This is a genomic window from Pseudomonas sp. PKS (assembly GCF_051913525.1).
GTDB lineage: Bacteria > Pseudomonadota > Gammaproteobacteria > Pseudomonadales > Pseudomonadaceae > Aquipseudomonas > Aquipseudomonas guariconensis_D.
The window spans coordinates 30,442-54,381 of sequence record NZ_JBEGDO010000015.1; the positions used below are offsets into that span (position 1 = coordinate 30,442).

Annotated in this window: 22 protein-coding genes and 2 pseudogenes; 10 read left to right on the plus strand and 14 right to left on the minus strand. The window is 63.0% G+C overall.

Annotation, left to right across the window (positions count from 1 at the left end; all coding sequences use genetic code 11):
* Positions 1-6 precede the first annotated feature (6 nt).
* From ABOA88_RS16040 to ABOA88_RS16055, 4 genes and pseudogenes are all read right to left on the minus strand, one after another.
* Positions 7-600 (minus strand): tRNA-uridine aminocarboxypropyltransferase, encoded by a 594-nt coding sequence (locus ABOA88_RS16040; protein WP_196168925.1) that lies wholly within the window; start codon positions 598-600, stop codon positions 7-9.
* A gap of 76 nt (positions 601-676) precedes the next feature.
* A pseudogene (locus ABOA88_RS16045) lies at positions 677-1,657 on the minus strand (methyl-accepting chemotaxis protein); the annotation flags it as partial.
* Positions 1,658-1,960: 303 nt separating this feature from the next.
* Positions 1,961-2,281 (minus strand): annotated as a pseudogene (locus tag ABOA88_RS16050) (PAS domain-containing protein); the annotation flags it as partial.
* Positions 2,282-2,378: 97 nt separating this feature from the next.
* On the minus strand, positions 2,379-3,272 hold the full coding sequence (locus ABOA88_RS16055) for a LysR family transcriptional regulator (protein ID WP_196168923.1): 894 nt from the start codon (positions 3,270-3,272) through the stop codon (positions 2,379-2,381).
* Positions 3,273-3,497: 225 nt separating this feature from the next.
* On the opposite strand from ABOA88_RS16055, the gene speB reads away from it, so the two are divergent.
* Complete coding sequence (speB, locus tag ABOA88_RS16060; RefSeq protein ID WP_367851814.1) at positions 3,498-4,448, plus strand: agmatinase; 951 nt, start codon at positions 3,498-3,500, stop codon at positions 4,446-4,448.
* A gap of 247 nt (positions 4,449-4,695) precedes the next feature.
* Positions 4,696-6,072, plus strand: a complete 1,377-nt coding sequence (locus ABOA88_RS16065; RefSeq protein ID WP_367851813.1) for a sodium:solute symporter — start codon at positions 4,696-4,698, stop codon at positions 6,070-6,072.
* Between the two features lie 87 nt (positions 6,073-6,159).
* Here ABOA88_RS16065 and ABOA88_RS16070 read toward each other — a convergent pair whose 3' ends face one another.
* Both ABOA88_RS16070 and ptrR read right to left on the minus strand, forming a co-directional pair.
* Positions 6,160-6,288, minus strand: a complete 129-nt coding sequence (locus tag ABOA88_RS16070) for a PA1414 family protein (RefSeq protein ID WP_256543834.1) — start codon at positions 6,286-6,288, stop codon at positions 6,160-6,162.
* Between the two features lie 125 nt (positions 6,289-6,413).
* Positions 6,414-7,307, minus strand: a complete 894-nt coding sequence (gene ptrR / locus ABOA88_RS16075; RefSeq protein WP_367851812.1) for a putrescine utilization regulator PtrR — start codon at positions 7,305-7,307, stop codon at positions 6,414-6,416.
* 105 nt (positions 7,308-7,412) lie between these two features.
* Here ptrR and ABOA88_RS16080 point away from each other — a divergent pair, with 105 nt between their 5' ends.
* Positions 7,413-8,585 carry a YbfB/YjiJ family MFS transporter gene (locus ABOA88_RS16080; RefSeq protein ID WP_367851811.1) on the plus strand — a complete coding sequence of 391 codons (1,173 nt, stop codon included), beginning with the start codon at positions 7,413-7,415 and terminating at the stop codon, positions 8,583-8,585.
* Positions 8,586-8,606: 21 nt separating this feature from the next.
* Here ABOA88_RS16080 and ABOA88_RS16085 read toward each other — a convergent pair whose 3' ends face one another.
* On the minus strand, positions 8,607-9,533 hold the full coding sequence (locus ABOA88_RS16085; protein WP_196168921.1) for a DMT family transporter: 927 nt from the start codon (positions 9,531-9,533) through the stop codon (positions 8,607-8,609).
* A 106-nt stretch (positions 9,534-9,639) separates the two neighbouring features.
* Positions 9,640-10,032: a transcriptional regulator gene (locus ABOA88_RS16090; RefSeq protein WP_196168920.1), complete on the minus strand. Its 393-nt coding sequence runs from the start codon at positions 10,030-10,032 to the stop codon at positions 9,640-9,642.
* 199 nt (positions 10,033-10,231) lie between these two features.
* Between ABOA88_RS16090 and ABOA88_RS16095 the strand changes: the two genes are divergently transcribed.
* The gene (locus tag ABOA88_RS16095; protein ID WP_196168919.1) at positions 10,232-10,504 is read left to right on the plus strand and encodes a hypothetical protein; all 273 of its coding nucleotides are present in this window, start codon (positions 10,232-10,234) and stop codon (positions 10,502-10,504) included.
* A 115-nt stretch (positions 10,505-10,619) separates the two neighbouring features.
* Here the strand turns inward: ABOA88_RS16095 and ABOA88_RS16100 are convergent, their stop codons facing one another.
* A complete protein-coding gene (locus ABOA88_RS16100; protein ID WP_367851810.1) occupies positions 10,620-11,945 on the minus strand; it encodes a DEAD/DEAH box helicase in 1,326 nt (441 codons plus the stop codon).
* Positions 11,946-12,089: 144 nt separating this feature from the next.
* Here ABOA88_RS16100 and ABOA88_RS16105 point away from each other — a divergent pair, with 144 nt between their 5' ends.
* Entirely contained in the window at positions 12,090-13,382 is a 1,293-nt protein-coding gene (locus ABOA88_RS16105) for a mechanosensitive ion channel family protein (RefSeq protein ID WP_196168917.1), read from the plus strand.
* 48 nt (positions 13,383-13,430) lie between these two features.
* Here the strand turns inward: ABOA88_RS16105 and ABOA88_RS16110 are convergent, their stop codons facing one another.
* The 3 genes from ABOA88_RS16110 to ABOA88_RS16120 all read right to left on the minus strand — a co-directional run bounded on the left by ABOA88_RS16110 (position 13,431) and on the right by ABOA88_RS16120 (position 15,525).
* Positions 13,431-14,300, minus strand: a complete 870-nt coding sequence (locus tag ABOA88_RS16110) for a carboxylate/amino acid/amine transporter (RefSeq protein WP_196168916.1) — start codon at positions 14,298-14,300, stop codon at positions 13,431-13,433.
* Between the two features lie 197 nt (positions 14,301-14,497).
* Positions 14,498-15,097: an FMN-dependent NADH-azoreductase gene (locus ABOA88_RS16115; protein WP_196168915.1), complete on the minus strand. Its 600-nt coding sequence runs from the start codon at positions 15,095-15,097 to the stop codon at positions 14,498-14,500.
* A gap of 110 nt (positions 15,098-15,207) precedes the next feature.
* The gene (locus ABOA88_RS16120) at positions 15,208-15,525 is read right to left on the minus strand and encodes a 3-phosphoglycerate kinase (protein ID WP_196168914.1); all 318 of its coding nucleotides are present in this window, start codon (positions 15,523-15,525) and stop codon (positions 15,208-15,210) included.
* 48 nt (positions 15,526-15,573) lie between these two features.
* Here ABOA88_RS16120 and ABOA88_RS16125 point away from each other — a divergent pair, with 48 nt between their 5' ends.
* The 4 genes from ABOA88_RS16125 to ABOA88_RS16140 all read left to right on the plus strand — a co-directional run bounded on the left by ABOA88_RS16125 (position 15,574) and on the right by ABOA88_RS16140 (position 19,769).
* Positions 15,574-16,497 carry a LysR family transcriptional regulator gene (locus ABOA88_RS16125; protein WP_043209339.1) on the plus strand — a complete coding sequence of 308 codons (924 nt, stop codon included), beginning with the start codon at positions 15,574-15,576 and terminating at the stop codon, positions 16,495-16,497.
* A 13-nt stretch (positions 16,498-16,510) separates the two neighbouring features.
* A complete protein-coding gene (locus ABOA88_RS16130) occupies positions 16,511-17,323 on the plus strand; it encodes an alpha/beta fold hydrolase (RefSeq protein ID WP_196168913.1) in 813 nt (270 codons plus the stop codon).
* Positions 17,317-17,874 carry a peptidylprolyl isomerase gene (locus ABOA88_RS16135; protein ID WP_196164762.1) on the plus strand — a complete coding sequence of 186 codons (558 nt, stop codon included), beginning with the start codon at positions 17,317-17,319 and terminating at the stop codon, positions 17,872-17,874. The genes ABOA88_RS16130 and ABOA88_RS16135 overlap by 7 nt, the downstream gene beginning before the upstream one ends.
* A 62-nt stretch (positions 17,875-17,936) precedes the next feature.
* Entirely contained in the window at positions 17,937-19,769 is a 1,833-nt protein-coding gene (locus ABOA88_RS16140; RefSeq protein WP_367851809.1) for an ABC transporter ATP-binding protein, read from the plus strand.
* A 59-nt stretch (positions 19,770-19,828) separates the two neighbouring features.
* On the opposite strand, the gene ABOA88_RS16145 is transcribed toward ABOA88_RS16140, so the two are convergent.
* On the minus strand, positions 19,829-20,956 hold the full coding sequence (locus ABOA88_RS16145; RefSeq protein ID WP_367851808.1) for a GNAT family N-acetyltransferase: 1,128 nt from the start codon (positions 20,954-20,956) through the stop codon (positions 19,829-19,831).
* Between the two features lie 253 nt (positions 20,957-21,209).
* Here ABOA88_RS16145 and ABOA88_RS16150 point away from each other — a divergent pair, with 253 nt between their 5' ends.
* Entirely contained in the window at positions 21,210-22,454 is a 1,245-nt protein-coding gene (locus tag ABOA88_RS16150) for a putative porin (protein WP_196168910.1), read from the plus strand.
* Between the two features lie 173 nt (positions 22,455-22,627).
* Here ABOA88_RS16150 and ABOA88_RS16155 read toward each other — a convergent pair whose 3' ends face one another.
* Positions 22,628-23,749 (minus strand): beta-ketoacyl-ACP synthase III, encoded by a 1,122-nt coding sequence (locus tag ABOA88_RS16155; protein ID WP_367851807.1) that lies wholly within the window; start codon positions 23,747-23,749, stop codon positions 22,628-22,630.
* Between the last annotated feature and the right edge of the window lie 191 nt (positions 23,750-23,940).

Below are 23,940 nucleotides of genomic sequence, written 5' to 3' on the forward strand. Positions count from 1 at the left end.
TCGCCCCTAGCTGTGATTGCGCTCGAACGTCTCCCGCCCCATGGCCTTGATCTGCCCTTCGATCAAGGCATCGAAAGGCCGGCACAGCGCGTCGAAACGCCCTGCCCCCTCCAGGGCATTCAAGGCTTCGACCACGGCCTCGATGGTCGACAAGGCGCCCGGCTCCGGCGCCTTGCGCAACCGGTAGCGTGAAGGCGGTACCTGGCCCAGGGTCACCCGTGGCAACGCTTCGAGCAGCGGATTGAGATACAGCAGCTTGCGTGCCTTGCGCCAAGTGCCATCGGGCACGATCAACAGCAACGGCATCTCGTCTCCGACCTCGTAAGCCGACAGCACCTGCGCCTGCTCCCCTGGGAACAACAGCACCGGCCGGTACCCGGGCGTGGCGAGCAGCGCCTGCAGGTCATCGAACACCTCGCCCACCCGCAGTTCTGCGTTCACCAGGCCAAGCGCGGCCAGGCGTGCGGTGTTCAAAGCATGGGACACTTCGCTGGGATGCTGCAGCAGGACCACGCGGGTCCTGCTGTCGAGACAGGGAATCAATGGGCAAAGGCAGTGATCGAGCGGACGCTGGCAGCGTTCGCAGCGGGGTCTGGACATCGGCTTCTCCTTACCCGGCGCAGTGTGCCACAGCCGCTCGGAAAAGCCCCCACATCCCTGTGGGAGAGGTGAATCTTCAGCGATTGAATCGTTCGGCCAGGCTGTGCAGGTACTCGGCCATGCGCTCGAGGTCCTGGCTGATCTGAGCACCCTGTTTGGCCTGCCCGGCGCTCTCGTCGCACAGGTGGGCGATACGCACGATCTGCTGGTTGATGTCCTCGGCGACATGGCTCTGCTGCTCCGAGGCGGTCGCCATCTGCTGGCTCATGCCAGTGATACGGCTGACCGCCTGGACGATACCGGACAACGCCTCCTGGACCGCCTCGACGCTGTGCACGCTGTCTCGGGAAATCTGCTCGCCGCGGTTGGCGGTGGTGACCGCCCGCTCGGCGCCCGAACGCAGCGAGGCGATGATGTGATGGATTTCGTCGGTTGAGGCACGGGTGCGCTGGGCCAGGGAGCGTACTTCATCGGCGACGACCGCGAACCCGCGCCCCTGCTCGCCCGCCCGCGCGGCCTCGATCGCCGCGTTGAGCGCCAGCAGGTTGGTCTGCTCGGCAATGGAGGTGATCACATCCACCACGCTGCCGATCGACTGGGTCTGCTCGGCCAGCGCATTGACCGCCTGCCCGATGTCGTTGACCGCATCGCTCATGCTGCCCATGGCCTTGAGGCTCTGTTGCGCCAGCTCACTGCCTTGCTGGGCCAGATGATCGGCATCGCTGGCAGCGTGAGCAGTGCTCTGCACGTTGTGGGTAACCTGCTGGATGGTTGCGGCCATCTGTGCGATGGCGGTGGCCGACTGGTCGGTCTCGCTGCGCTGGCGATCGAGCATCTGCGCCTGGGCATCGGACAAACCGGCCGACTCCGCTGCCCGCGACTTGACCCCGACCCCGGCATCCACCAGACGGGTCAGGGCCGTCTGCAGGCGAGCCTCTTCGCTGATGATGGCCAGGTCCAACTGCCCTTGCAGGCCGGGATTGTCGCTGTAGGTCAGGGCCACCAGCGGGCTGGTGAACGCCTTGGGATGCTCGGCCAAGGTCCGGCGAATGGCCTGGTTCTGCCGGTGTTCGATCCAGTACCAAGCCCCCAGCATACTGGCCATCAGCACGCCCAGCGCCGCGTACTGCGGTAGCCAGAGATAAGCGGCCGCCGACGCGAGGCCTGCGCCAATCAACGGCAAGCCATGTTGCAGCCCAGCCCCGAGGCGTGCGGCCCAAGATACTGCCGAGCGTCCACCCCGCAAACGCGCATAAAGCGCCTCGGCACGACGAATCTGGTCACGGGTCGGGACCGAACGTACCGACTCGTAGCCGCTGATCCGGCCATTTTCATAGATGGCCGTCACGTAGGCGCTGACCCAATAGAAATCACCGTTCTTGGCGCGGTTCTTGACCACTCCCATCCAAGGTTTGCCCTGCTTGATGGTTTCCCACATGTGACCAAACACCGACGGTGGCATGTCGGGGTGTCGCACCAGATTGTGCGGCTGCCCCACCAGTTCGTCGTAGGTAAAACCGCTGATGGTCACGAACGCGTCATTGCAATAGGTGATGCGGCTGTTCAGGTCGGTGGTGGAGATGAGCCGCTGGTCGGACGGGAAGGTTCTTTCTTGCTCTGTGACGGGCAAATTCATGCGCATCTGGCAGTCCTTGCTTTGTAAGATGATGGGAAATTTCATCAAAGCAAATAGATATTTAGCAGAACGCCATCACTCCAGTCGCATGCCTCGCAGGAAATTTACACAGCCTGACGCAATGTTCTAAAAGCGACGTTTTTTAACTGACATTCAGTTGCGACTTGAGCAGGTCGCGGAAGGTCTGGATCAAGGGCTCGCGGCTGCGCCCACGGCGGATGATCAAGGAAAACGGCGCCTGATAGCCAAAGGTGGCCGGCGACAGGACGCGCAGGTCCCCCTTGTCGACCCAGGCCTGGGCATAGTGCTCGGGCAGATAACCGATGTAGGCGCCGGAGAGGATCAGGATCAACTGGGCCTCCATGCTCTCCACCGTCGCCGCGCTGTGCTTGAAACCATGGCGCGCCAGCTCCGCCTGGCTCCAGTAGCCCCGCCCGACCATGCGTTGTTGGGTGATCACTTCTTCCGGCACCCGCCGTTCGCCGAACAAGGAGTGTCGGCTGCTGCAATACAGCCAATGCTGTTCCCGGTACAGCGGCTGGTACACCAGGCCACTCATGCGCGATGAAAACGCGCCAATGGCCAGGTCCAGGCGGTTGTCCTGTACCCCCAGTTGCAACTCATAGGGGCTGGAGACCGACAGGTGCAGATGCACCGCCGGATGCTCCTGGCTATAGGCCCCGATGGCCTCGGCCAGCGGCAGGGCGCGGTCACCCACGGTGGAGTCGATCACTCCGAGATTGAGGGTACCGCGCAGCTCGCCCTTGAGCGCCGCGGCGTATTGCTCGAAGCCATCGAGTTCAGCCAGCAGGCGCAAGGTCTCCTGGTGGAACAACTCGCCTTTGCTGGTCAGGCTGAAACCGCCCCGGCCACGGTGACACAGGACAATCCCTAGGGCGCTCTCCAACTGGCTCATGTAGGTGCTGATGGCCGATGTGGAGAGGTTCAGTTCGCGCTGGGCATTGGCGAAGCCCTGGTGGCGTACCACGCTGACGAAGATACGCAGCAGTTTCAGGTCGGGCAGTGAAGAAGCCATGGTGCAACGGTTCCGCAGGGTGGAAATCAGCAGAGTCTAACCCGCTGCGAACGGTTAGTTTAGAAAATCCTGAAGTAAGTATTTGTCTGTAGCGATTCCTCCTGCCCACTACCTTGCGCAGACTGGGTCCCAATGTCCCTGCCCGCCGGCGTCTCCTTGCCTGCCTGGCACGCTGCGGCACAGGTTCGAACAAACAGAACAATCGACCGACTGATGAGGCCCACCGTGGAAAAGATTCTCCACCAACCACTGGGCGGCAACGAAATGCCGCGTTTCGGCGGCATCGCCACCATGCTCCGTCTCCCCCACCTGCAAAGCGCCGAAGGCCTGGACGCCGCGTTCATTGGCGTACCGCTGGACATCGGCACTTCGCTGCGCTCGGGCACTCGTTTCGGTCCGCGTCAGATCCGCGCCGAGTCGGTGATGATTCGCCCGTACAACATGGCGACCGGGGCCGCTCCGTTCGATTCGCTGTCGGTCGCCGACATCGGTGACGTGGCGATCAACACCTTCAACCTGCTCGACGCCGTGCGCATCATCGAAGAAGCCTACGACGAGATCCTCAAGCACAACATCATCCCCCTGACCCTCGGTGGCGACCACACCATCACGCTGCCGATCCTGCGTGCGCTGCACAAAAAGCACGGCAAGATCGGCCTGGTGCATATCGACGCCCACGCCGACGTCAACGATCATATGTTCGGTGAGAAGATCGCCCACGGCACCACCTTCCGCCGCGCCGTGGAAGAAGGCCTGCTCGACTGCGACCGCGTGGTGCAGATCGGCCTGCGCGCCCAGGGCTATACCGCCGATGACTTCAACTGGAGCCGTCGCCAAGGTTTCCGCGTCGTGCAGGCCGAAGAGTGCTGGCACAAGTCGCTGGAGCCGCTGATGGCCGAAGTACGTGAAAAGGTCGGTGGCGGTCCGGTGTACCTGTCGTTCGACATCGACGGCATCGACCCAGCCTGGGCTCCTGGCACCGGCACCCCGGAAATCGGTGGCCTGACCACCATCCAGGCGATGGAGATCATCCGTGGCTGCCACGGCCTGGACCTGATCGGCTGCGACCTGGTCGAAGTCTCGCCGCCCTACGACACCACCGGCAACACCTCGCTGCTCGGCGCGAACCTGCTGTTCGAGATGCTCTGCGTACTGCCGGGCGTGGTACGCCGCTGAGCGAGTAGTCACACACCTTTGTAGGCGCAGGCTGCCTTGCGATGACGATGGCATGACCGGCCATGCAGTCCCCGCGACCGTGATCGCAGGACCAGCCCGCACCGACAAGGGACGTGAACGCAATACCTGCGGCAGGAGCCATTAGGAAGGGCCATTGAGGCCCGTCAACACAAGACAAGACCGCTGGGCGCCATGAACAGCCCGGACGGTCGATCTCGCCATAATAAAGATAATCGGGAGACCCCCAATGGCCTTGGACATCTTCGTTGTACTGATCTATGCCGCAGGCATGCTCGGCCTCGGCTGGTATGGCATGCGACGCGCGAAAACCCATGAAGACTACCTGGTGGCAGGGCGCAACCTTGGCCCTACCCTGTACATGGGCACCATGGCCACCACCGTGCTGGGCGGCGCCTCCACCGTCGGCACCGTGCGCCTGGGCTACGTCCACGGCATCTCCGGCTTCTGGCTGTGCGCGGCACTGGGTCTGGGGATCATCGCCCTGAACCTGTTCCTCGCCAAACCCCTGCTGCGCCTGAAGATCTTCACCGTCACCCAGGTTCTGGAACGCCGCTACAATCCAATGGCCCGTCAGGCCAGCGCAGCGATCATGCTCGCCTATGCCCTGATGATCGCGGTCACTTCGACCCTGGCCATGGGCACCGTGCTGCAAGTACTGCTGGATGTACCGTTCTGGATGGCCCTGCTGTTCGGCGGTGGCGTGGTGGTGTACTCGACCATCGGCGGCATGTGGTCGCTGACGTTGACCGACATCGTCCAGTTCATCATCAAGACCGTGGGCCTGATGTTCATTCTGCTGCCGATCTGCCTGTACAAGGCCGGTGGCTGGGACACCCTGGTAGCCAAGCTGCCGGCGGCCAGCTTCAGCTGGACCACCATCGGCTGGGACACCATCATCACTTACTTCCTGATCTACTTCTTCGGCATCCTGATCGGCCAGGATATCTGGCAGCGGGTGTTCACCGCCCGTGACGAGAAGGTCTGCCAGCGCGCCGGTACCGTCGCCGGTATCTACTGCGTCCTGTACGGCCTGGCATGCGCCCTGATCGGTATGGCTGCCCACGTGCTGCTGCCTGACCTGGCCAACCCGAACAATGCCTTCGCCGAAATGATCAAGGGCCAACTGCCCGAAGGCGTCCGTGGCCTGCTGATGGCCGCAGCCCTCGCAGCGATGATGTCCACCGCCAGCGCAGGCCTGTTGGCGGCCTCGACCACCCTGACCGAAGACCTGCTGCCTAAGCTGCGTGGCGGCAAGCAATCGAGCCTGGGCGTCAACCGCCTGTTCACCCTCCTCACCGGTCTGGTGGTACTGGGCATCGCCCTGGCGGTGAACGATGTGATCAGCGCCCTGACCCTGGCCTACAACCTGCTGGTCGGCGGCATGTTGATTCCGCTGATCGGGGCGATCTTCTGGAAGCGCGCCACCACCGCAGGCGCCATCACCAGCATGGCGCTGGGCTTCGCCACCGCACTGTTCTTCATGTTCAAGGACGGTCTGGATGCCAACTCGCCGATCTACTACAGCCTGGCGATCGGCTTGGTGAGCTTCGTGGTGGTCAGCCTGCTGTCGCGCCGCCCTGTGGCAATCGTCAACCTGGCGTGATGTAAAACGAACGCTTGGCGCCCCGACAGGCGCCAGGCAAGGAAAAAGAAAGGCCGCGGCATCGTCAGATGCGGCGGCCTTTTCGTTTCAGCGGCGACGCGGTTGGCGCTTGCGCTGCTCTTCGTCGGTAGGAATCGGCACCGGTTGCAGCGGAGGTGGGAGCAAGCCCAGGGCGACGGCAAGGTCATGGAGCCAGTTGTACATTCGATTGTTCATAAATGCCCCCTTAACGGGTCAACCTCACGGCGATTCAGTCCTTCGATGCTTCATACAGATCATAGCCCGATGTCCTACATCGCGCATGCCTCTGATCCTACAGATAGAGGCGAGTTTGACGCGGATCAAGGGGAAATGGCATGCGCCGACCGCCGGTCAATTGTTTCCCCTTGTTGCACATCGATCCACGCCTGCAGATTGGCCCCCAGCATACCCTGGCGCCACATCAGCCAGGTGACCGCATGATCGAACGGCGCCTGCAAACGATGCGCCTGCACCTGGTCGCGCCCAGGCAGGGTGTCGAGCATGGACTGGGCCATCAAGGCCACCCCTGCCCCTGCGATCACGCACGCCAGCATGCTCTGGTATGACTCGATCTCCATCACCCGCCCCATGGGGGTGTGGTCATGGGCATACCAGGCCTCCAAGCGCATGCGGTAGGAGCAGCCCTGCCGGAAAGTGAACACTGCACGCCCCGCGACGTCCCGCGCGCTGAGAACTGGCGGATGTTCCGGGCGGGTGATCAGCACCAGCACCTCCTCGCACAACGGCACGCCATCGAGCCCGGCTAGGCTCAGCGGACCGTCCACCAGCGCTGCGTCCAACCGGTGGGCCAGCAACCCCTCCAGCAATTCACCACTGGGCGCGGCTTGCACCTGCAGGTTCACCGCCGGGTAGGTTTGGTGATAACGCGCCAGCAATGGCGGCAAATGCGTCGCCGCGGTGCTGTACATGGTACCGAGGACGAAGTCGCCAGCCGGTTGGCCGCCCCGCACCGCAGCGACCGCCTCATCGCGCAGGGTCGACAGACGATTGGCGTAGTCCAGCAGGACCTTGCCTGCCGGAGACAACTGCAAACGCTGGCGCTCACGCACGAACAGTTCCACCCCCAGTTGCTCTTCCAACTGACGCAGACGCGTCGACAGGTTAGAGGGCACCCGGTGCAAGCGCTCGGCGGCACGCGTGACCGATCCTTCCTCGGCTACGGCCTGGAAGATACGCAGTTGGCTGAACTCCATTACATTCTCCAAAACAGAACAACTTTATCATCATTATTCAATTTTATTGAAAGTAAATCCTCCCTAACCTGCCCCCATCACTTTCGTCTGGCAGGAGACGCCGCCATGTCCCCGTTCGTACAACTGCTGGCCAGCGCCATGGCCTTGATGATGGCCATGGGTATCGGCCGCTTCGCCCTCACCCCGCAACTGCCACGCCTGATTGCCGAAGGTCAGCTCGACCTGACCGCAGGCGGCCTGGTCGCAGCAGCCAACTACCTGGGCTACTTTCTCGGCGCGGTCGACGGCATGTTCGCCCGTCAGCCGGGCCAAGTGCGCCTGCGTCTGCAGGCCGGCCTCTGGCTATGCGTATTGCTGACCCTCGCCTCCTGGACTGCCGATGGCTTCTGGGGCCATATGCTGCTGCGCTTCGGCACAGGGGTGGCCAGCGCCTGGGTGTTGGTGATGATCACCAGCCTCAGTCAGCAAGTGGCCACCACCTACGGCCGTCCTCGCCTCGGCGCACTGGTATTCGCCGGGCCAGGCGTGGGTATTGCCGTAACCGGCCTGCTGGCCCTGGGCGCACACCTGCTGGGCCTGGGTTCGGCGGCCCTGTGGCTGATCTATGCGGTGGCGGCGCTGGTCATGCTGTTGGCCGTATTGCCCTGGCTGCCGCGGCCGCAAGCCACGAACGTGCCGTCGGGCACGACCGACAGCGCTACTGTGCGCACCAATGGGATTGGGCGGCTGGGCGTGATCTACGCCCTGTATGGCATCGGCTACATCCTGCCAGCGACCTTTCTGTCACAGATGGCCAGCCATCAATTTCAGGGGCACTGGACGGCCGATCTGTTCTGGCCGGCGTTCGGCCTGGCGGCAGCGTTGGGCGTGGTGCTGGTCAGTCTGAGGCGCCCCGCCCGGACATCCGCCTGGCTGAGCGCGACCTTGTGGTTGCAGGGCCTGGGTGTACTGGCATGCTTGCTGGGCGATGGTCTTGGCCTGGCCTTGGGCGTGCTGCTGTGTGGCGCACCCTTCCTGGCGTGTATGCAGTTGGTGATGCAACGCTCGCGGGAGGTGGCGCCCCATGCGACCCAACGTAATGCCGGCCTGTTGACCGCCTGTTTCGCGTTGGGGCAGCTCAGCGGCCCGCTGCTGGCAGCAGTGAGCACTCACTACTGGGGCGGGTTGCAGCCTGCCTTGATACTCGCCGCAGGCGGGCTGGGGCTGGCCGGTGTGTTGGCGCTGACCGGCATCAGCGCCCCGCAGGTCAGCACGGCCAGGGCCTGCGCCAGTTCTTGAGGTCCGATCGAATTCGCGCGATCAGCCCACGAGTCTGCGCAACTGCTGACGCACCCAGGGTTCGGCGCTGACCAGGATGACTCCGCCCAAGACCATCAATGCGCCCAACACGAAGTTCAGGCTCAAGGGCTCACCCAGCAACAGCACGCCAAAGGTCACGCCGAACAGCGGCGTAATGAAGGAAAACACCGCCAGATTGGACGCCAGGTACTTGCGCAGCAACCAGAACCAGGTCAGGTAACTGATGAAGGACACCACCACCGCCTGGAACAGCACGCTGCCAACGGCTACCGGCGTGAACGCAACCCTGCCGATCTGGCCACTGACCAGAGCAATCAGCAGCAACCCGACAAAGCCCACCAGCAACTGATAGAACAGAGTCAGGTCGGCCGGGGCTTCCGACAGTCGCGATCCACGCACCACCACGGTGGTCGCGCCCCAGGCCAGGCCCGCCAGCACGCCCAAGGCGTCACCGAGCAACATGCGCCCATCCAGTTGGCTCAGCGACATTCCGCCGGCAAACGCCGTGGCGATCCCGGCGAAAGCCAACAGGATGCCCAGCCACTGCAGCAGCCGCAGGCGCTCGCTTGGCAACGTGAAATGCAACCCCAGGGCCGTGAACACTGGGGCGGTGTAGAGAAACACCGACATGTGCGCCGCCGATGTCAGCTTCAGCCCCTCGGCGATGAACAGGAACTCCAGGCCAAACAAGGCGCCGGCCAACAAGCCCGCCCGCCAGGTGCTGCCCACCATGGACCAGCCGCCCCGCCAGCAGACCAGCAGCCCCACCAGCACCGCGGCGATACCGGAACGCAGCGCCGCCTGCATCACCGGCGCTATATCGCTGGCGGCCCATTTGATCATCACCTGCTGGCTGCCCCAGATCAGGCACAGGCCCAACATCACCTGCAACGCAAAAGCATCCGGGTTCTTGCGGGCCGTGCTCATGGGCGGCCCCCGTGGTCTATCGATGGCATGGGCGAGGTCCTGTCTCTGGCAACTGAGTACCGATTATCGGGTTTGCCGGGGTGCCCATGCCAGTCTCAAAACGACCTCAAGCGATTTGTGCCTGGGTGGCCACCTGCTCGAAGGTCGCCTCGTCCAGAGCGTCGTCCTGTTCGTCCAGCACCTGGCGCGGATGCTCGAACCCCGGAATGCTGCTGTCGATCAGGCTGAGCAGGCGCGAACCCCGCTCGGTGAGGACGAAATTCTCGCCGTTACCGCCATTCTCCTCCGGACGGCTTTCGATGTAACCGCGCTCGAAGAGGATCTTCTCGTACTCGCAGGCCCGCGTCTTGAGATGATCCAGATCGCCCACCGGCTGACCGGCGGCGGCCAGGGCAGCCGCATGCTGCTCGGCATAGGGACGTGGCGTGAAGCTGTGGCCCGCGCTGTTCTGCACTTCATGCAACAAACGTTCGATCAGGTCCCAGTCGTAGGTGCTCATGTGGTGGCCTCCCGCGGTGAACGTGTGGGGTACACAGCATGGGACCGGTAAGGGTTGGTGGGTGTTCCGGCTAATTCTGATGGCTAACGCCAGTGGGACATACAGCGCACTGTCCAGAGGCAATGCCACCCATCCCATTTCGCTGAACTTCCAGAGTTCCCGTCTTTCAACCGCGTACACCCCACTCCGGAGAAAAAGGATGAAACGCTTACTGCCCATCATGTGCGCGAGTGCACTGCTCTACGCCCTGCCCGGCTGGGCCTGCACACCGGAAGAAGCGACTCAGAAACGCGAGGAGTTGGCCGGGCTGGTCACCCAGTTGACGGAGCAGAATCCGCAGAAGGCCAAGGAAATCAACGAGGAGTTGCAGGGGATGGATCTGGGCACGGCCAGCAAGGACCTGCCGGACAAGTGCCAGCTGATCGACAAGCGAATCCAGGAGCTCAAAGCTGCAGAGAAAAAGGCAGACTAGCCGCTGTGGCGTGCTCCAGGCCCTTTCGCGGTAAACCCGCTCCCGCAGCTGAGAATCAGCTCAACCGTTGGGAGCGGGTTTACCGGCGAAGGGCCGCGCAGCGGCCCCGATGAGCTTACTCTGCCTTCGGTGCGCGCTTCTTGAGCGGGGCCATGCCATCGGCGCTGGCCAAAGGCGCCTTGGTCTTGGGCTTGGCGGTCGGCTTGCGCTTGGCGGTTGCGCCTTTCTTATCGCCCGCCTTCTTCTCGATCTTTTTCTTCTTGGTACCGGCAGCCTTGCCCGAGGCCTTGACCTTCTTCGGCCCGCTGTAGGTGCCTTTGACTTCCTTGATGACCCGGCGCTCGAACTGCTGCTTGAGGTAGCGCTCGATGCTCGACATCAGGTTCCAGTCGTTGTGGCAGATCAGCGAGATCGCCAGGCCCTCGGCACCTGCGCGCCCAGTACGACCGATGCGGTGTACATACTCGTCGCCACTGCGCGGCATGTCGAAGTTGATCACCAGGTCCAGACCATCGATGTCCAGGCCGCGCGCGGCCACGTCGGTCGCCACCAGGACCTTGGAACCGCCTTGCTTGAAGCGGTCGATCGCCAGCTTGCGGTCCTTCTGGTCCTTCTCGCCGTGCAACACGAAGGCCTTCACGTCCTTGGCCACCAGGTGACCGTAGATCCGGTCGGCCAGGGCGCGGGTGTTGGTGAAGATGATCGCCTTCTGGTAGGTCTCGTTGGCCAGCAGCCACTGGACGATCTGCTCTTTGTGCTGGTCGTGATCGGCGGTGATGATCTGCTGGCGGGTGCCCTCGGAGAGCTGCGAGACGCTGTTGAGCATCAGGTGCTCCGGATCCTTGAGCACCTTGCCGATGATGTCGCGCAAGGCTGCGCCACCGGTAGTGGCGGAGAACAGCAGGGTCTGCTCACGGTTTTCGCATTCTTTGCACAGGCGCTCCATGTCCTCGGCAAAGCCCATGTCGAGCATGCGGTCGGCCTCGTCCAGCACCAGCACCTGGACATGGGACAGGTCCAGGTTGCCGGCGTTGAGGTGTTCCAGTAGACGCCCCGGGGTACCGATCAGTACGTCTGGGACCTTGCGCAACAGCGCGGCCTGCTCCTTGAAGTCCTCGCCACCGGTGACCAGGCCCGACTTGACGTAGGTGAACTGGGAGAACCGCTGCACTTCCTTGAGGGTCTGCTGGGCCAGCTCACGGGTCGGCAGCAGAATCAGCGCGCGGATCTCGACGCGGCGCTCGCGCAGATCGACCAAGCGATTGAGCAATGGCAGCACGAAGGCGGCGGTCTTGCCGCTGCCGGTCTGCGCGGTCACCCGCAGGTCACGCCCTTGCAGGGCCAAGGGAATGGCCGCTGCCTGCACCGGAGTCGGCTCGACAAAGTTCAGCTCGGCCACAGCTTTGAGCAGGCGTTCGTGCAGGGCGAATTGGGAAAACACGGATGTACCTCGGGCAGTCGCTGGAAATTCAGTTGCATAGGGTAACGTTTTCCATCGCTGGCGCCGAATTTCTTTTGGCAACTTGTTGTCGATCCGCGCTCTAATGGGCCTCGTTTTCGCAACACAGACCCTGCTATTACCCTCATGGATATACAACGACTCTGGAACGACGCCCTGGACCTCTGGGGCACCCTCGATCAACACCCCATGCTGCATGCGGCCCTAGGCCTGACGGTGCTGCTGTTGATTTCCCTGATCATCGGCCGCCTCGCGCGCTTTCTGATGCTGCACGCCAGCCGACTGCTCGCCCGGCAGCAACCGCTCAAGTGGCTCGATGACCTTCGTCACAACAAGGTCTTCCACCGCCTGGCCCAAACCACCCCCTCGCTGGTGATCCAGTTCGGCCTCAAGCTGGTGCCGGAGCTGGGCGACACCGCCCAGCATTTCCTCGGCAACGTCGCCCTGGCCTTCACCCTGCTGTTCATGACCATGGCCGTCTCCTGCCTGCTCGATGCCCTGCTGGACATCTACGCCCGAACCGAGCACGCCCGCACCCGTTCCATCAAGGGCTACGTGCAACTGGCCAAGATGATGCTGTGGATCTTCGCCTCCATCGTCATCGTCGCCACCCTCATCGACCGTTCGCCGCTGTTGCTGCTGTCCGGCCTTGGTGCCATGTCGGCGGTGCTGCTGTTGGTGTACAAGGACACGCTGCTGTCGTTCGTCGCCAGCGTGCAGCTGACGAGCAACGATATGCTCCACGTCGGAGACTGGATCGAGATGCCTCAGGTGGGCGCCGATGGTGACGTGGTGGACATCACCCTGCACACGGTCAAGGTGCAGAACTTCGACAAGACCATCGTCTCCATCCCCACCTGGCGATTGATGAGCGAGTCCTTCCGCAACTGGCGCGGCATGCAGCAATCGGGTGGGCGCCGCATCAAGCGCAGCCTGTTCATAGACGCTGCGGGCGTACGCTTCCTCACCCCGGAGGAGGAGCAGCGCCTGGGCCAGGTCCGCCTGCTGGGTGACTACCTGGCGCACAAGCGCAAAGAGTTGAGCACCTGGAACGAGTCCCTCGGGCCGGTGGCCGCACTGTCGGCCAACCGTCGCCAGCTGACCAATATCGGCACCTTCCGCGCCTTCGCCCTGGCCTATCTGCAGAATCACCCCGACGTGCAGCAAGGCATGACCTGCATGGTCCGCCAGATGCAGGCCACCGCCGAGGGCGTGCCGCTGGAGATCTACTGCTTTACGCGCACCACTGCCTGGGGCGAGTACGAGCGGATCCAGGGCGATATCTTCGACTACCTGCTGGCCGTGTTGCCGGAGTTCGGCCTGAGTCTGTACCAGCAGCCAAGCGGCAACGACATGCGAGTGGGCCTTGCTGGCAGGCCCCATTCCGTACAGCGGATGAGTGAGCTCACCGAGGCTTGAAGCCTGCAGAACGGGGCCGCGCTGCGGCCCCAACGAGCCCGGACACTGTCAGCCAGATGCTGTTGCCGGGCGCTGCAGACCCAGCCGGCTCATCCAGACCGACGCCAGAATCACCGCCCCGCCAATGAACAGCCGCCCCAGCGGCTCGTCCTGATTCCAGATCAGCAAGTTGAGCAGCAAGCCCACGGGCACATGCAGATTGTTCATCACCGCCAGTGTGCCGCCACTGACCAGGCACGCCCCCTTGTTCCACCAGTACAGCCCCAAGGCGGTCGGGAACAAACCGAGGAACAACAACACCAGCCATTGCACATCGGTGCGCGGCAGGTGCTGGGCGTTGCCGAACAACACGAAGGCCGGCAGCACGACGATCAACGCCCCGAGGTAGAAGTAGCCAAAGCGCCGGTAGTGCGGCAGATCGCTGGGATGCCGGGCGACCAGGTGGCGATAGAGCACCTGGCCAGCGGCATAGGTGAAGTTGGCCAACTGCAGCAACAAAAAGCCCATGAAGAACTCGCCACTGATGCTGTCGAAGCGGATCACCGCGGCACCGGCCACCGCCACCAGCGCAGCCAGCAAGGCCCAAGCGTTGAAGCGGCGGTTGAGCGCATCTTCGATCAAGGTCACATGCAGCGGCGTGAGGATGGTGAACAACAGCACTTCCGGCACCGTCAGCACGCGGAAGCTCAGGTACAGGCAGACATAGGTGATGCCGTACTGCAGCGCCCCGATCAACAGCATCGCACGCATGAAGCGCGGCTCCACCTGGCGCCAGCGAGTCAGTGGCAGGAACACCAGCAGCGCCAGCACCACCCGCGCTAGCACCGCGAAGTAGCTGTCCACGTTGCCGGCCAGGTAGACCCCGATCAGGTTGAAGGAGAACGCCTGGATCAGCGCGACGATTATCAGATAGCCCATGATTGCCTCTCGTGAATCAAGGCGGCGACCTTAGCCGGTTGGCCTGCCGTCGTTCAACCATCAGGGCTTCGGCTAGCGCTAGGAACACAAGGCAGTGGCCTCGGATGACGCGGCAAAAAAAAGCCCGGCCATCACATGGCCGGGCGGATACACCCAAAGGAGCGACAGGTGTCAGGGGGTTGGGAATGCGTTGCGGGTCAGGCCACCGCCGCCAGTTTGGCCTTGGCCTGGTTCAGGCCCTTTTCGTGGAAGTCGCTGCTCATGTTCAGGCCTTCGGCGTGAATGAAGTCCACGTCGTGAATGCCGATGAAGGCCATGACCTGGCGCAGGTACGGTTCCTGGTGGTCGGTGCTGGCACCGGCATGAATGCCGCCACGGGCAGTCAGGACAATGGCGCGCTTGCCGGTCAGCAGGCCCTGCGGGCCGGTCGGGGTGTACTTGAAGGTGATGCCGGCACGCAGTACATGGTCCAGCCAAGCCTTCAGCGTGCTGGGGATAGTGAAGTTGTACATGGGCGCTGCCATGACCAGCACGTCAGCGGCCAGCAGTTCGTCAGTCAGCTCGTTGGAACGGGCCAGGGCCTCCAATTCGGCTGGCGAGCGCTGCTCCTGCGGCTTCATCCAGCCACCGAGCAAGTCGGCGTCCAGGTGCGGCACCGGGCTGACGGCCAGGTCACGCACGCTGATCACGTCGCTCGGATGAGCGGCCTGCCACTGCTGGATGAAGTCGCGGGTCAATTGACGGGAAACGGAATCCTGCTGGCGGGCGCTGCTTTCGATGATCAGTACGCGGGACATGGGAGCCTCCATCGGCAAACAAGGGGATGCGATTCGATGGAGGTGAGATTAAGACTTGACCTATCGATAAAAAAGCGTAAAAAGTGGGTTCAATATATCGATTAATCAGTTCATTCAGCTTTGCAGCTCAATGCAATGCGCAGCTTGATGATCTCCCGGTTAAAGGTGGCCGTGACATCGCGGCTCTTGCCCGCCGGCACGTTCACCCGTCGCACCCGCGGCGCTTCGGGTCCATTGCGGAAGGTCACCTTGCACGCCGCCGGGACCTGCCCATAGTTGTTCAGGGTGATCGAGCCGATACTGCGCGCGGTGTCGTAGGTGGTGTAGTCGAGCTTGACCCCGTCCACGTCCTTCTCGACGTCGATGGGGTAATAGGCCATCGCCCCGAGGGGCAGGCACATCAGCAATGCCGCACAACATTTCTTCATAGGGCGCTCTCCTTGACAGAGCGCAGCTTAGGACAACAGGAGCCGAAGATGAAAGCGCCACGCGTAACCCTGGATCAGTGGCGAACTCTCCAGGCAGTGGTCGACCATGGCGGATTCGCCCAGGCCGCCGAGGCCCTGCACCGCTCGCAATCGTCGGTGAGCTACACGGTCGCGCGCATGCAGGAGCAACTGGGCGTACCACTGCTGCGCATCGATGGCCGCAAGGCGGTACTGACCGAAGCCGGCAACGTGCTGCTGCGCCGCTCGCGCCACCTGGTCAAGCAGGCCAGCCAGCTCGAGGACCTCGCCCACCACATGGAGCAAGGCTGGGAAGCCGAGGTGCGCGTGGTGGTCGACGCCGCCTACCCCAGCGCCCGCCTGGTCCGCGCCCTGAGCGCCTTCATGCCGCAGAGCCGGGGTTGCCGCGTGCGCCTGCGCGAGGAGGTGCTGTCGGGCGTCGAGGAAGTCCTGCACGAGGGAATCGCGGACCTGGCCATCAGCAGCTACAGCATTGGCGGCTACCTGGGCGCCGAGCTCAGTTCGGTGGAATTCATCGCCGTTGCCCACCCCGATCACAGCCTGCATCGCCTGGGGCGGGAAATCACCTTCCAGGACCTGGAAAGCCAACTGCAAGTGGTTATCCGCGACTCCGGTCGCGCCCAGCCCCGGGATGTCGGCTGGCTCGGCGCCGAGCAACGCTGGACCGTCGGCAGCCTGGGCACCGCCGCCACCTTCGTCAGCAGTGGCCTGGGATTTGCCTGGCTACCACGGCACATGATCGAACGCGAGCTGCAAGAGGGCGTGCTCAAGCCTTTGCCGCTGGATCAGGGTGGCAGCCGTCATCCACTGTTCTACCTTTATTCGAACAAGGACAAGACCTTGGGTCCGGCCACGCAGATCCTCATCGAGCTGCTGCGCAACTTCGACACAGCGCCACTGGACGTGCCCTTCGCAGCCCCCCCGCAAGCCTGAGAGGACCGCGCCCATGGCCTATTTCGAACACGAAGGATGCACGCTGCATTACGAGGAATACGGCCAGGGCGAACCACTGGTGCTGTTGCACGGACTGGGTTCAAGCTGCCAGGACTGGGAGCTGCAGGTCCCGGCACTCAGCCGAAACTACCGGGTGATACTCATGGACATCCGCGGCCACGGGCGCTCCGACAAACCCCGTGACGGCTACCAGATCTCTACCTTCAGCGCTGACCTGCTGGCGCTGCTGGAGCACCTGCACACCGGCCCCGTGCACTTCGTCGGCCTATCGATGGGGGGCATGGTGGGTTTCCAGTTCGCCGTCGACCACCCCGCCTGGCTACGCAGCCTGTGCATCGTCAACAGCGCACCTGAGGTCAGGCGCAACTCCGTCGCCCACTGGATCTGGTGGATCAAGCGCTGGAGCCTGGCCCGCATCCTGAGCGTCGAAACCGTCGGCAAGGGCCTGGCCGAACGCCTGTTTCCCAAGCCTGAACAAACCGAGCTGCGCCACAAGATGGCCCAGCGCTGGGCACGCAACGACAAGCGCGCCTACCTCAAGAGTTTCGATGCCATCGTCGACTGGGGGGTGCAGGAACGCATCGGGCAGATCCACTGTCCCACCCTGGTGATCGCCGCCGACCATGATTACACCCCGATACAACTGAAGGAGCGCTATGTCGCCCTGATGCCCCAGGCAACACTGGCGGTCATCGAGGATTCGCGGCACGCTACGCCCCTGGACCAACCCGAGGTCTTCAACCAGACCCTGCTGCGTTTCCTCGCAGCCGCCTCCACCCCTCAAGGATCTTTGAGCCCATGCTGAAAAAACTTCTGCTCACCGCCTGTTCGGTCGCCTTCGCCACCAGCGTCATGGCCTCCGACAAGACCCCTCACGTCCTGCTGGACACCAGCTTCGGCCAGGTCGAAATCGAGCTCAATGCCGAGAAGGCGCCGATCAGCACGAAGAACTTCCTCGAGTACGTCGACAGCGGCTTCTACAACAACACCATCTTCCACCGCGTGATCCCGGGCTTCATGGCCCAGGGCGGCGGCTTCACCGACCGGATGGTGCAAAAGCCGACCCGCGACCCGATCCGCAACGAAGCCAGCAATGGCCTGGCCAACACCCGCGGTACCCTCGCCATGGCCCGCACCTCGGACCCGAACTCGGCCACCAGCCAGTTCTTCATCAACGTGGCCGACAACGACTTCCTCAATCCAGGCCGTGACCGTGGCTACGCCGTGTTCGGCAAGGTGACCAAAGGCATGGAAGTGGTCGACCAGATCGTCAATTCGCCCACCACCATCAAACAAGGCATGCGTGACGTGCCGGCGGACCCTGTGTACATCAAGTCCGCCAAACGCATCGACTGACCGAAGGTCTCACAAGGACGTGAAACCGCCTCAGGGTCGGATGGAACAGGAGTGTGCCCATCATGCTGTACCGCCGTTTCGAGCAACTGATCGACATCTTTCGCGAGGCGCCGAGCGAAGCACCGCCAAGCCAGGTCTGGCCGTTCTATCTCTATTACCTGCGCCAGGTCTGGCCCAGCTTCGTCGCCCTGCTGATCGTAGGCCTGGTGGCCGCGCTGATCGAAGTGGCCATGTTCAGCTACCTGAGCCGGATCATCGACCTGGCCCAGGCTACCCCGGGCAGTGAATTCTTCAGCCTGCACAGCGGCGAGCTGGTCTGGATGCTGGTGGTGGTCCTGGTGTTGCGGCCGGTGTTCTTCGGCCTACACGACCTGCTGGTGCACCAGACCATCAGCCCGGGCATGACCAGCTTGATCCGCTGGCAGAACCACACCTATGTGCTCAAGCAGAGCCTGAATTTCTTCCAGAGCGACTTCGCCGGGCGTATCGCCCAGCGCATCATGCAGACCGGCAACTCCCTGCGCGACTCTGCCGTCCAGGCCGTCGATGCCCTGTGGCACGTGCTGATCTATGCAATCAGCTCGCTGGTGCTGTTCGCCGAGGCCGACTGGCGCCTGATGCTGCCGCTGCTGACCTGGATCGTCTGCTACATCGGCGCGCTCTATTACTTCGTTCCGCGGGTCAAGGAGCGCTCGGTGATTTCCTCCGACGCCCGCTCCAAGCTGATGGGGCGGATCGTCGACGGCTACACCAACATCGCCACCCTCAAACTGTTCGCCCATACCGACTACGAGCAACAGTATGCCCGCGAGGCGATCAGCGAACAGACCGAGAAAACCCAGCTGGCCGCACGGGTCGTCACCAGCATGGACGTCGTCATCACCGGCCTGAACGGGCTTCTGGTGGTGGGCACTACAGGCCTTGCCCTGTGGTTGTGGAGCCAGTCGTTGATCACCGTCGGTGCCATTGCCCTGGCCACGGGCCTGGTGATCCGCATCATCAACATGTCCGGCTGGATCATGTGGGTGGTCAACGGCATCTTCGAGAACATCGGCATGGTCCAGGACGGCCTGCAGACCATCGCCCAGCCGGTCAGCGTCACCGACAAGCCCAATGCCCCTGCACTGAAGGTCAGCCGTGGCGCCGTGCATTTCGATGACGTGAGCTTCCACTATGGCAAGGGCAGCAAAGTCATCGACGGGCTGAACCTGGACATTCGCCCCGGCGAGAAGATCGGCCTGATCGGCCCGTCCGGGGCGGGCAAGTCGACCCTGGTCAACCTGCTGCTGCGCCTGTACGACGTGCAGGGCGGGCGAATCACCATCGATGACCAGAACATCGCCGAGGTCAACCAGGCCAGCCTGCGCGCCCAGATCGGCATGATCACCCAGGACACCTCGCTGCTGCATCGCTCGATCCGCGACAACCTGCTGTATGGCCGTCCGGACGCCAGCGAAGCGCAGGTCTGGGAGGCCGTGCGTCGGGCCCGGGCCGATGAGTTCATCCCACAACTCTCAGATGCCCAGGGGCGCACCGGCTTCGATGCCCATGTCGGCGAGCGTGGGGTCAAGCTTTCGGGCGGGCAGCGGCAACGGATCGCCATTGCCCGGGTACTGCTCAAGAATGCGCCCATCCTGATCATGGACGAGGCCACCTCGGCGCTGGACTCGGAGGTCGAGGCGGCGATCCAGGAGAGCCTGGAAACCCTGATGCAGGGCAAGACGGTGATCGCCATCGCCCACCGCCTGTCCACCATCGCACGCATGGACCGGTTAGTGGTACTGGACAAAGGGCACATCGTCGAAAGCGGCACCCATGCCGAGCTGCTGGCCCAGCATGGGCTGTATGCGCGGCTATGGCACCACCAGACCGGAGGGTTCGTCGGGGTGGATTGATCGCCGCAACTGCGCCCGTTCGCGGGTTTACCCGCGAACAAAGGGCCAGGCGGCGGCGCTCAATCCTTGCGATAAGGCAACATCCCCCACGCCTCTTCGGCATAGGCCTTCACCCCTGCCCGCTCCTGCTCGAGAAAATCCTCGACCGCCCGACGCAACCCCGGATGCAACAGGTAATGCCAGGAACGCGTCAGCACCGGCTCAAACCCGCGAATCAGCTTGTGCTCCCCCTGGGCCCCGGCATCGAACCGCTGCATCCCTTCGCTGATGGCGAAGTCCATGCCCTGGTAGAAACAGGTCTCGAAATGCAGGCGGTCGAACTCAGCCAGGCAGCCCCAATACCGGCCGAAGAGGCTGTCGCCACCGACCAGGCTCAAGGCCATGGCCACATCCCGCCCTTGCTGGCGCGCGATGACCACGCGCACGGCCTCGGGCATGCGCTCTGCCAGCAGGCTGAAGAAGTGGCGGGTCAGATAGGGCGTACGACGGCGCACCGCGTAGGTGTTGGCATAGCACAAGTAGACGAAGTCCCATTGCACCTGGCTCAGCTCATCGCCACGGTACCAGTGGAAGTCGATCCCCTGCCCCGCCACTTGCTCACGCTCCTTGCGCATCTGCTTGCGCTTGCGTGAGCTGAGGGTGTCGAGGAAATCCTGGAAGTCCCGATAGCCACGATTGTGCCAATGAAACTGGCAGCCCAGGCGCTCCATCCAGCCCGGCACCTCGGCGATCTGCTCATCCAGGGCACGGTCGGTGAAGTTGATATGAGCGCCTGAGAGCTCTCCCTTGACCAGATACTCAGGGATGGCCTGAAGCAACAACAGGCCATCGGCGCAGTCTGCCGCCAGCAGGCGTGGGCCGCTCACGGGGCTGAAGGGCACCGCGCCGAGCAGCTTGGGATAGTAGGGAATGCGTGCACGCTCGCAGGCATCGGCCCATCCCTGGTCGAACACGTATTCCCCGAACGAATGCCATTTGCGATACGCCGGCAATACCGCGCGCACCTGTCCTTCACGCTCCAGCACCAAGTGCTCGGCGGCCCAGCCCGTGGCAGGAGCAACGCTGTCGCTGTCTTCCAGAGCGCTGAGAAAGGCATGGCGCAGGAACGGCTGGCCCTCGGGGACCAAGGCGTCCCAGGTTGCCGCCGGCAGGTCGTGCAAATGAGCAAGGCTGTACAGGCTGGTCACGATTTCGACTCGCTGCAAAGAGATGGCCAGTATCCCGGATGTGGGCCCCCGCACTCAAATGCAGGGGCACTTGGATCCCACGCACTTAACCGCAGTGCCACCAAATAGACATTATTCTGTCATTCCCCCTCGCAATACTTGCGCCTGTTTTTCGGAACCCCAGCAGCCTGTCTATTCAGGCCCTTTCCGAAGACATGCCAACTTGGGGGTGGGCGCCAAAGCCTCCCCACTTTTTTCCAACAGGGAGAACCTTATGCGTCTTGTTTCTACACTTACCGGAGTCAGCCTCACCGGCATGATGCTGGCACTGAGTGCTCCGGCCAGTGCTGCAGTCGACGCCAAGCTGCTCGAAATGCTCCGCGCCAACGGCTCGATCAACCAGGCGCAGTACAACGAACTGCAGGCCGATCTGGCCAAGGAAACCAAGGAAAAGGCAGAGCAGAAAGCCCAGTCCGAGCGCCTGAGCTCCTTCGAACAGAAAGTGGCCTGGGCCGCCAAGACCCAGATCAAAGGCGACGTGCGCCTGCGCTACGAAGACGTCAACGTCGACAACCCCAACCTCAACAGCCCCAACCAGGACCGCGAGCGCGTCCGTGCCCGTGTGGGCTTCTACAGCGAGATCAACCCGCAAGTCGATGCTGGCGTGCGCGTGGCCACCGGCAGCAGCGCCGATGCCCGCTCCACCAACCAGAGCCTGGACAAATACTTCGAGAAGAAATCGCTGTGGGTCGACCTGGCCTACCTCGACTGGCACCCCACTGCCGTGCCGAACCTGCACCTGATCGGCGGCAAGATGATGCAGCCGTGGGTGAGCATGGGCGACATCATCTGGGACAGCGACATCAACCCTGAAGGCGTGGCCGCTACCTACAAAACCAACCTGGGAGCCGCCGAGCTGTTCGGCAGCGCTGGTCACTACACCCTCAAGGACAACGTTGACGGCGACGGCGTGCAGTTCAAGCACGACGCGCAGCTGTACCACGGCCAGTTGGGCGCCCGCTTCAATGCCGCCGACACCGTCAAGGTCACCGTGGGCACCAGCATCTACGGCTATGACAATGACAAGGACGCAGCCCCACTGCAGGCCTTCGGCAACACCACCAACGAGTTCAACCTGGTGGAAGGCTTCGGTCAGGTCGACTTCACCGGTTTCGCAATCCCGCTGTCCGCCTATGGCCAGTACGTGAAGAACACCGAAAGCACCGACGGCGAAGACAAGGCCTGGCTGGCCGGCCTGAAGACCAAGCTCGGCGCCTGGAGCCTGGATTACAACTACCGCGACGTGCAGCGTAACGCGGTGGTCAGCGCCTTCACCGACTCCGACTTCGGTGCCGGCTACACCGGTTCCCGTGGCCACAAGTTCAAGGTCGGTTACGAAATCGACAAGAACTTCTCCTTGGGCGCGGCCTACTTGATGGCCAAGACCGACCTGTCCCAGTTGCCGAACAGCAATGCCGACGTCGACACCCTGCAGGTCGACCTGGAAGCCAAGTTCTAACCGCAAGTTCCCTTGCGTTGTTCAGGCGGAAAGTGCCGACCCCATCCGGCGCTTTCCGCTTTTTTTATAGGCCATTCACGGATAAACCCGCTCCCACCGATACGACACTGCCCGTCAAAGGCGGCGCTGTGCGGGTGGGAGCGGGTTTACCCGCGAAAAGACCTACGCAGGGATCAGCGCTTGCGCAGGATCACACTACCGATCGAATAGCCTGCGCCAAACGAACTCAGCACACCCAGCGCCCCCTTGGGCAGATCATCCTGGTACAGGTGGAAGGCAATCACCGAACCTGCCGAGCTGGTATTGGCATAGCGATCCAGGATCACCGGCGCATCTTCCTCGGCCACATCGCGGCCAACCAGCTTCTTGACGATCAGGTGGTTCATGCTCAGGTTCGCCTGGTGCAGCCAGAAGCGCTTGACATCGGTGGGCTGCAAACCGTTTTCGCCCAAGTGCTGGCCGATCAGTTCGGCGACCATCGGGCACACTTCGCGGAACACCTTGCGGCCTTCCTGGACGAACAGTTTGTCCGGCGCCCCGATGCCCTCCTCCGCCGCGCGGTTGAGGAAGCCGAAGTTGTTACGGATGTTGTTGGAGAACTGGGTCAGCAGCTTGGTGCTGACAATGTCGAATTGATGCTTGGAGGTGGCTTGGTCGGCACGCTCGATCAGCACCGCAGTCGCTGCGTCGCCGAAGATGAAGTGGCTGTCGCGGTCGCGGAAATTCAGGTGGCCGGTGCAGATCTCCGGGTTGACCATCAGCACCGCCCGCGCCTGGCCCAATTGCACGCTGTTGGCGGCGGTCTGGATGCCGAAGGTGGCCGAGGAGCAGGCCACGTTCATGTCGAAGGCAAAGCCCTGGATGCCCAGGGCCTGCTGCACCTCGATGGAAATGGCCGGGTACGGGCGCTGGAGGTTGGAGCAGGCGACGATTACCCCATCGACATCGGCCGCCGTACGGCCGGCGCGCTCCAGAGCCTGGCGAGCAGCCGCCACGGCCATCTCGCAGAGGATCGACGGCTCGTCGTTGGAGCGCTCCGGCAGGCGCGGCTTCATGCGCTGCGGATCGAGGATACCGGCCTTGTCCATGACGAAACGGCTCTTGATGCCAGAAGCCTTCTCGATGAAGGCCGCATCGGACAGCGGTGCCGCTTCGACCTCGCCGCGCTCGATGGCGACTGCGTTGTCTTGATTGAACTGCTGGGCCCACGTATTGAAGGACGCCACCAGTTCTTCGTTGGAAATGCTCTGGGCCGGGGTGTACAGGCCGGTGCCGCTGATCACGACGTTATGCACGGTCGTTCCTCTGGTCAAAGGCCACCACCACACGGCGCCGGCCGGAAAAGGGCAACATAATGGCACTTTAGTGCCAATTTGTAGGCGAGGGTTTGCCCCTCGGTCACGGAGCGAACCTGCACCCACAAAACCTGCGGGTGCGGGCGCGTCCCGCGATGGGTCGCACAGCGGCCCAAATTCCCACAAGTTTG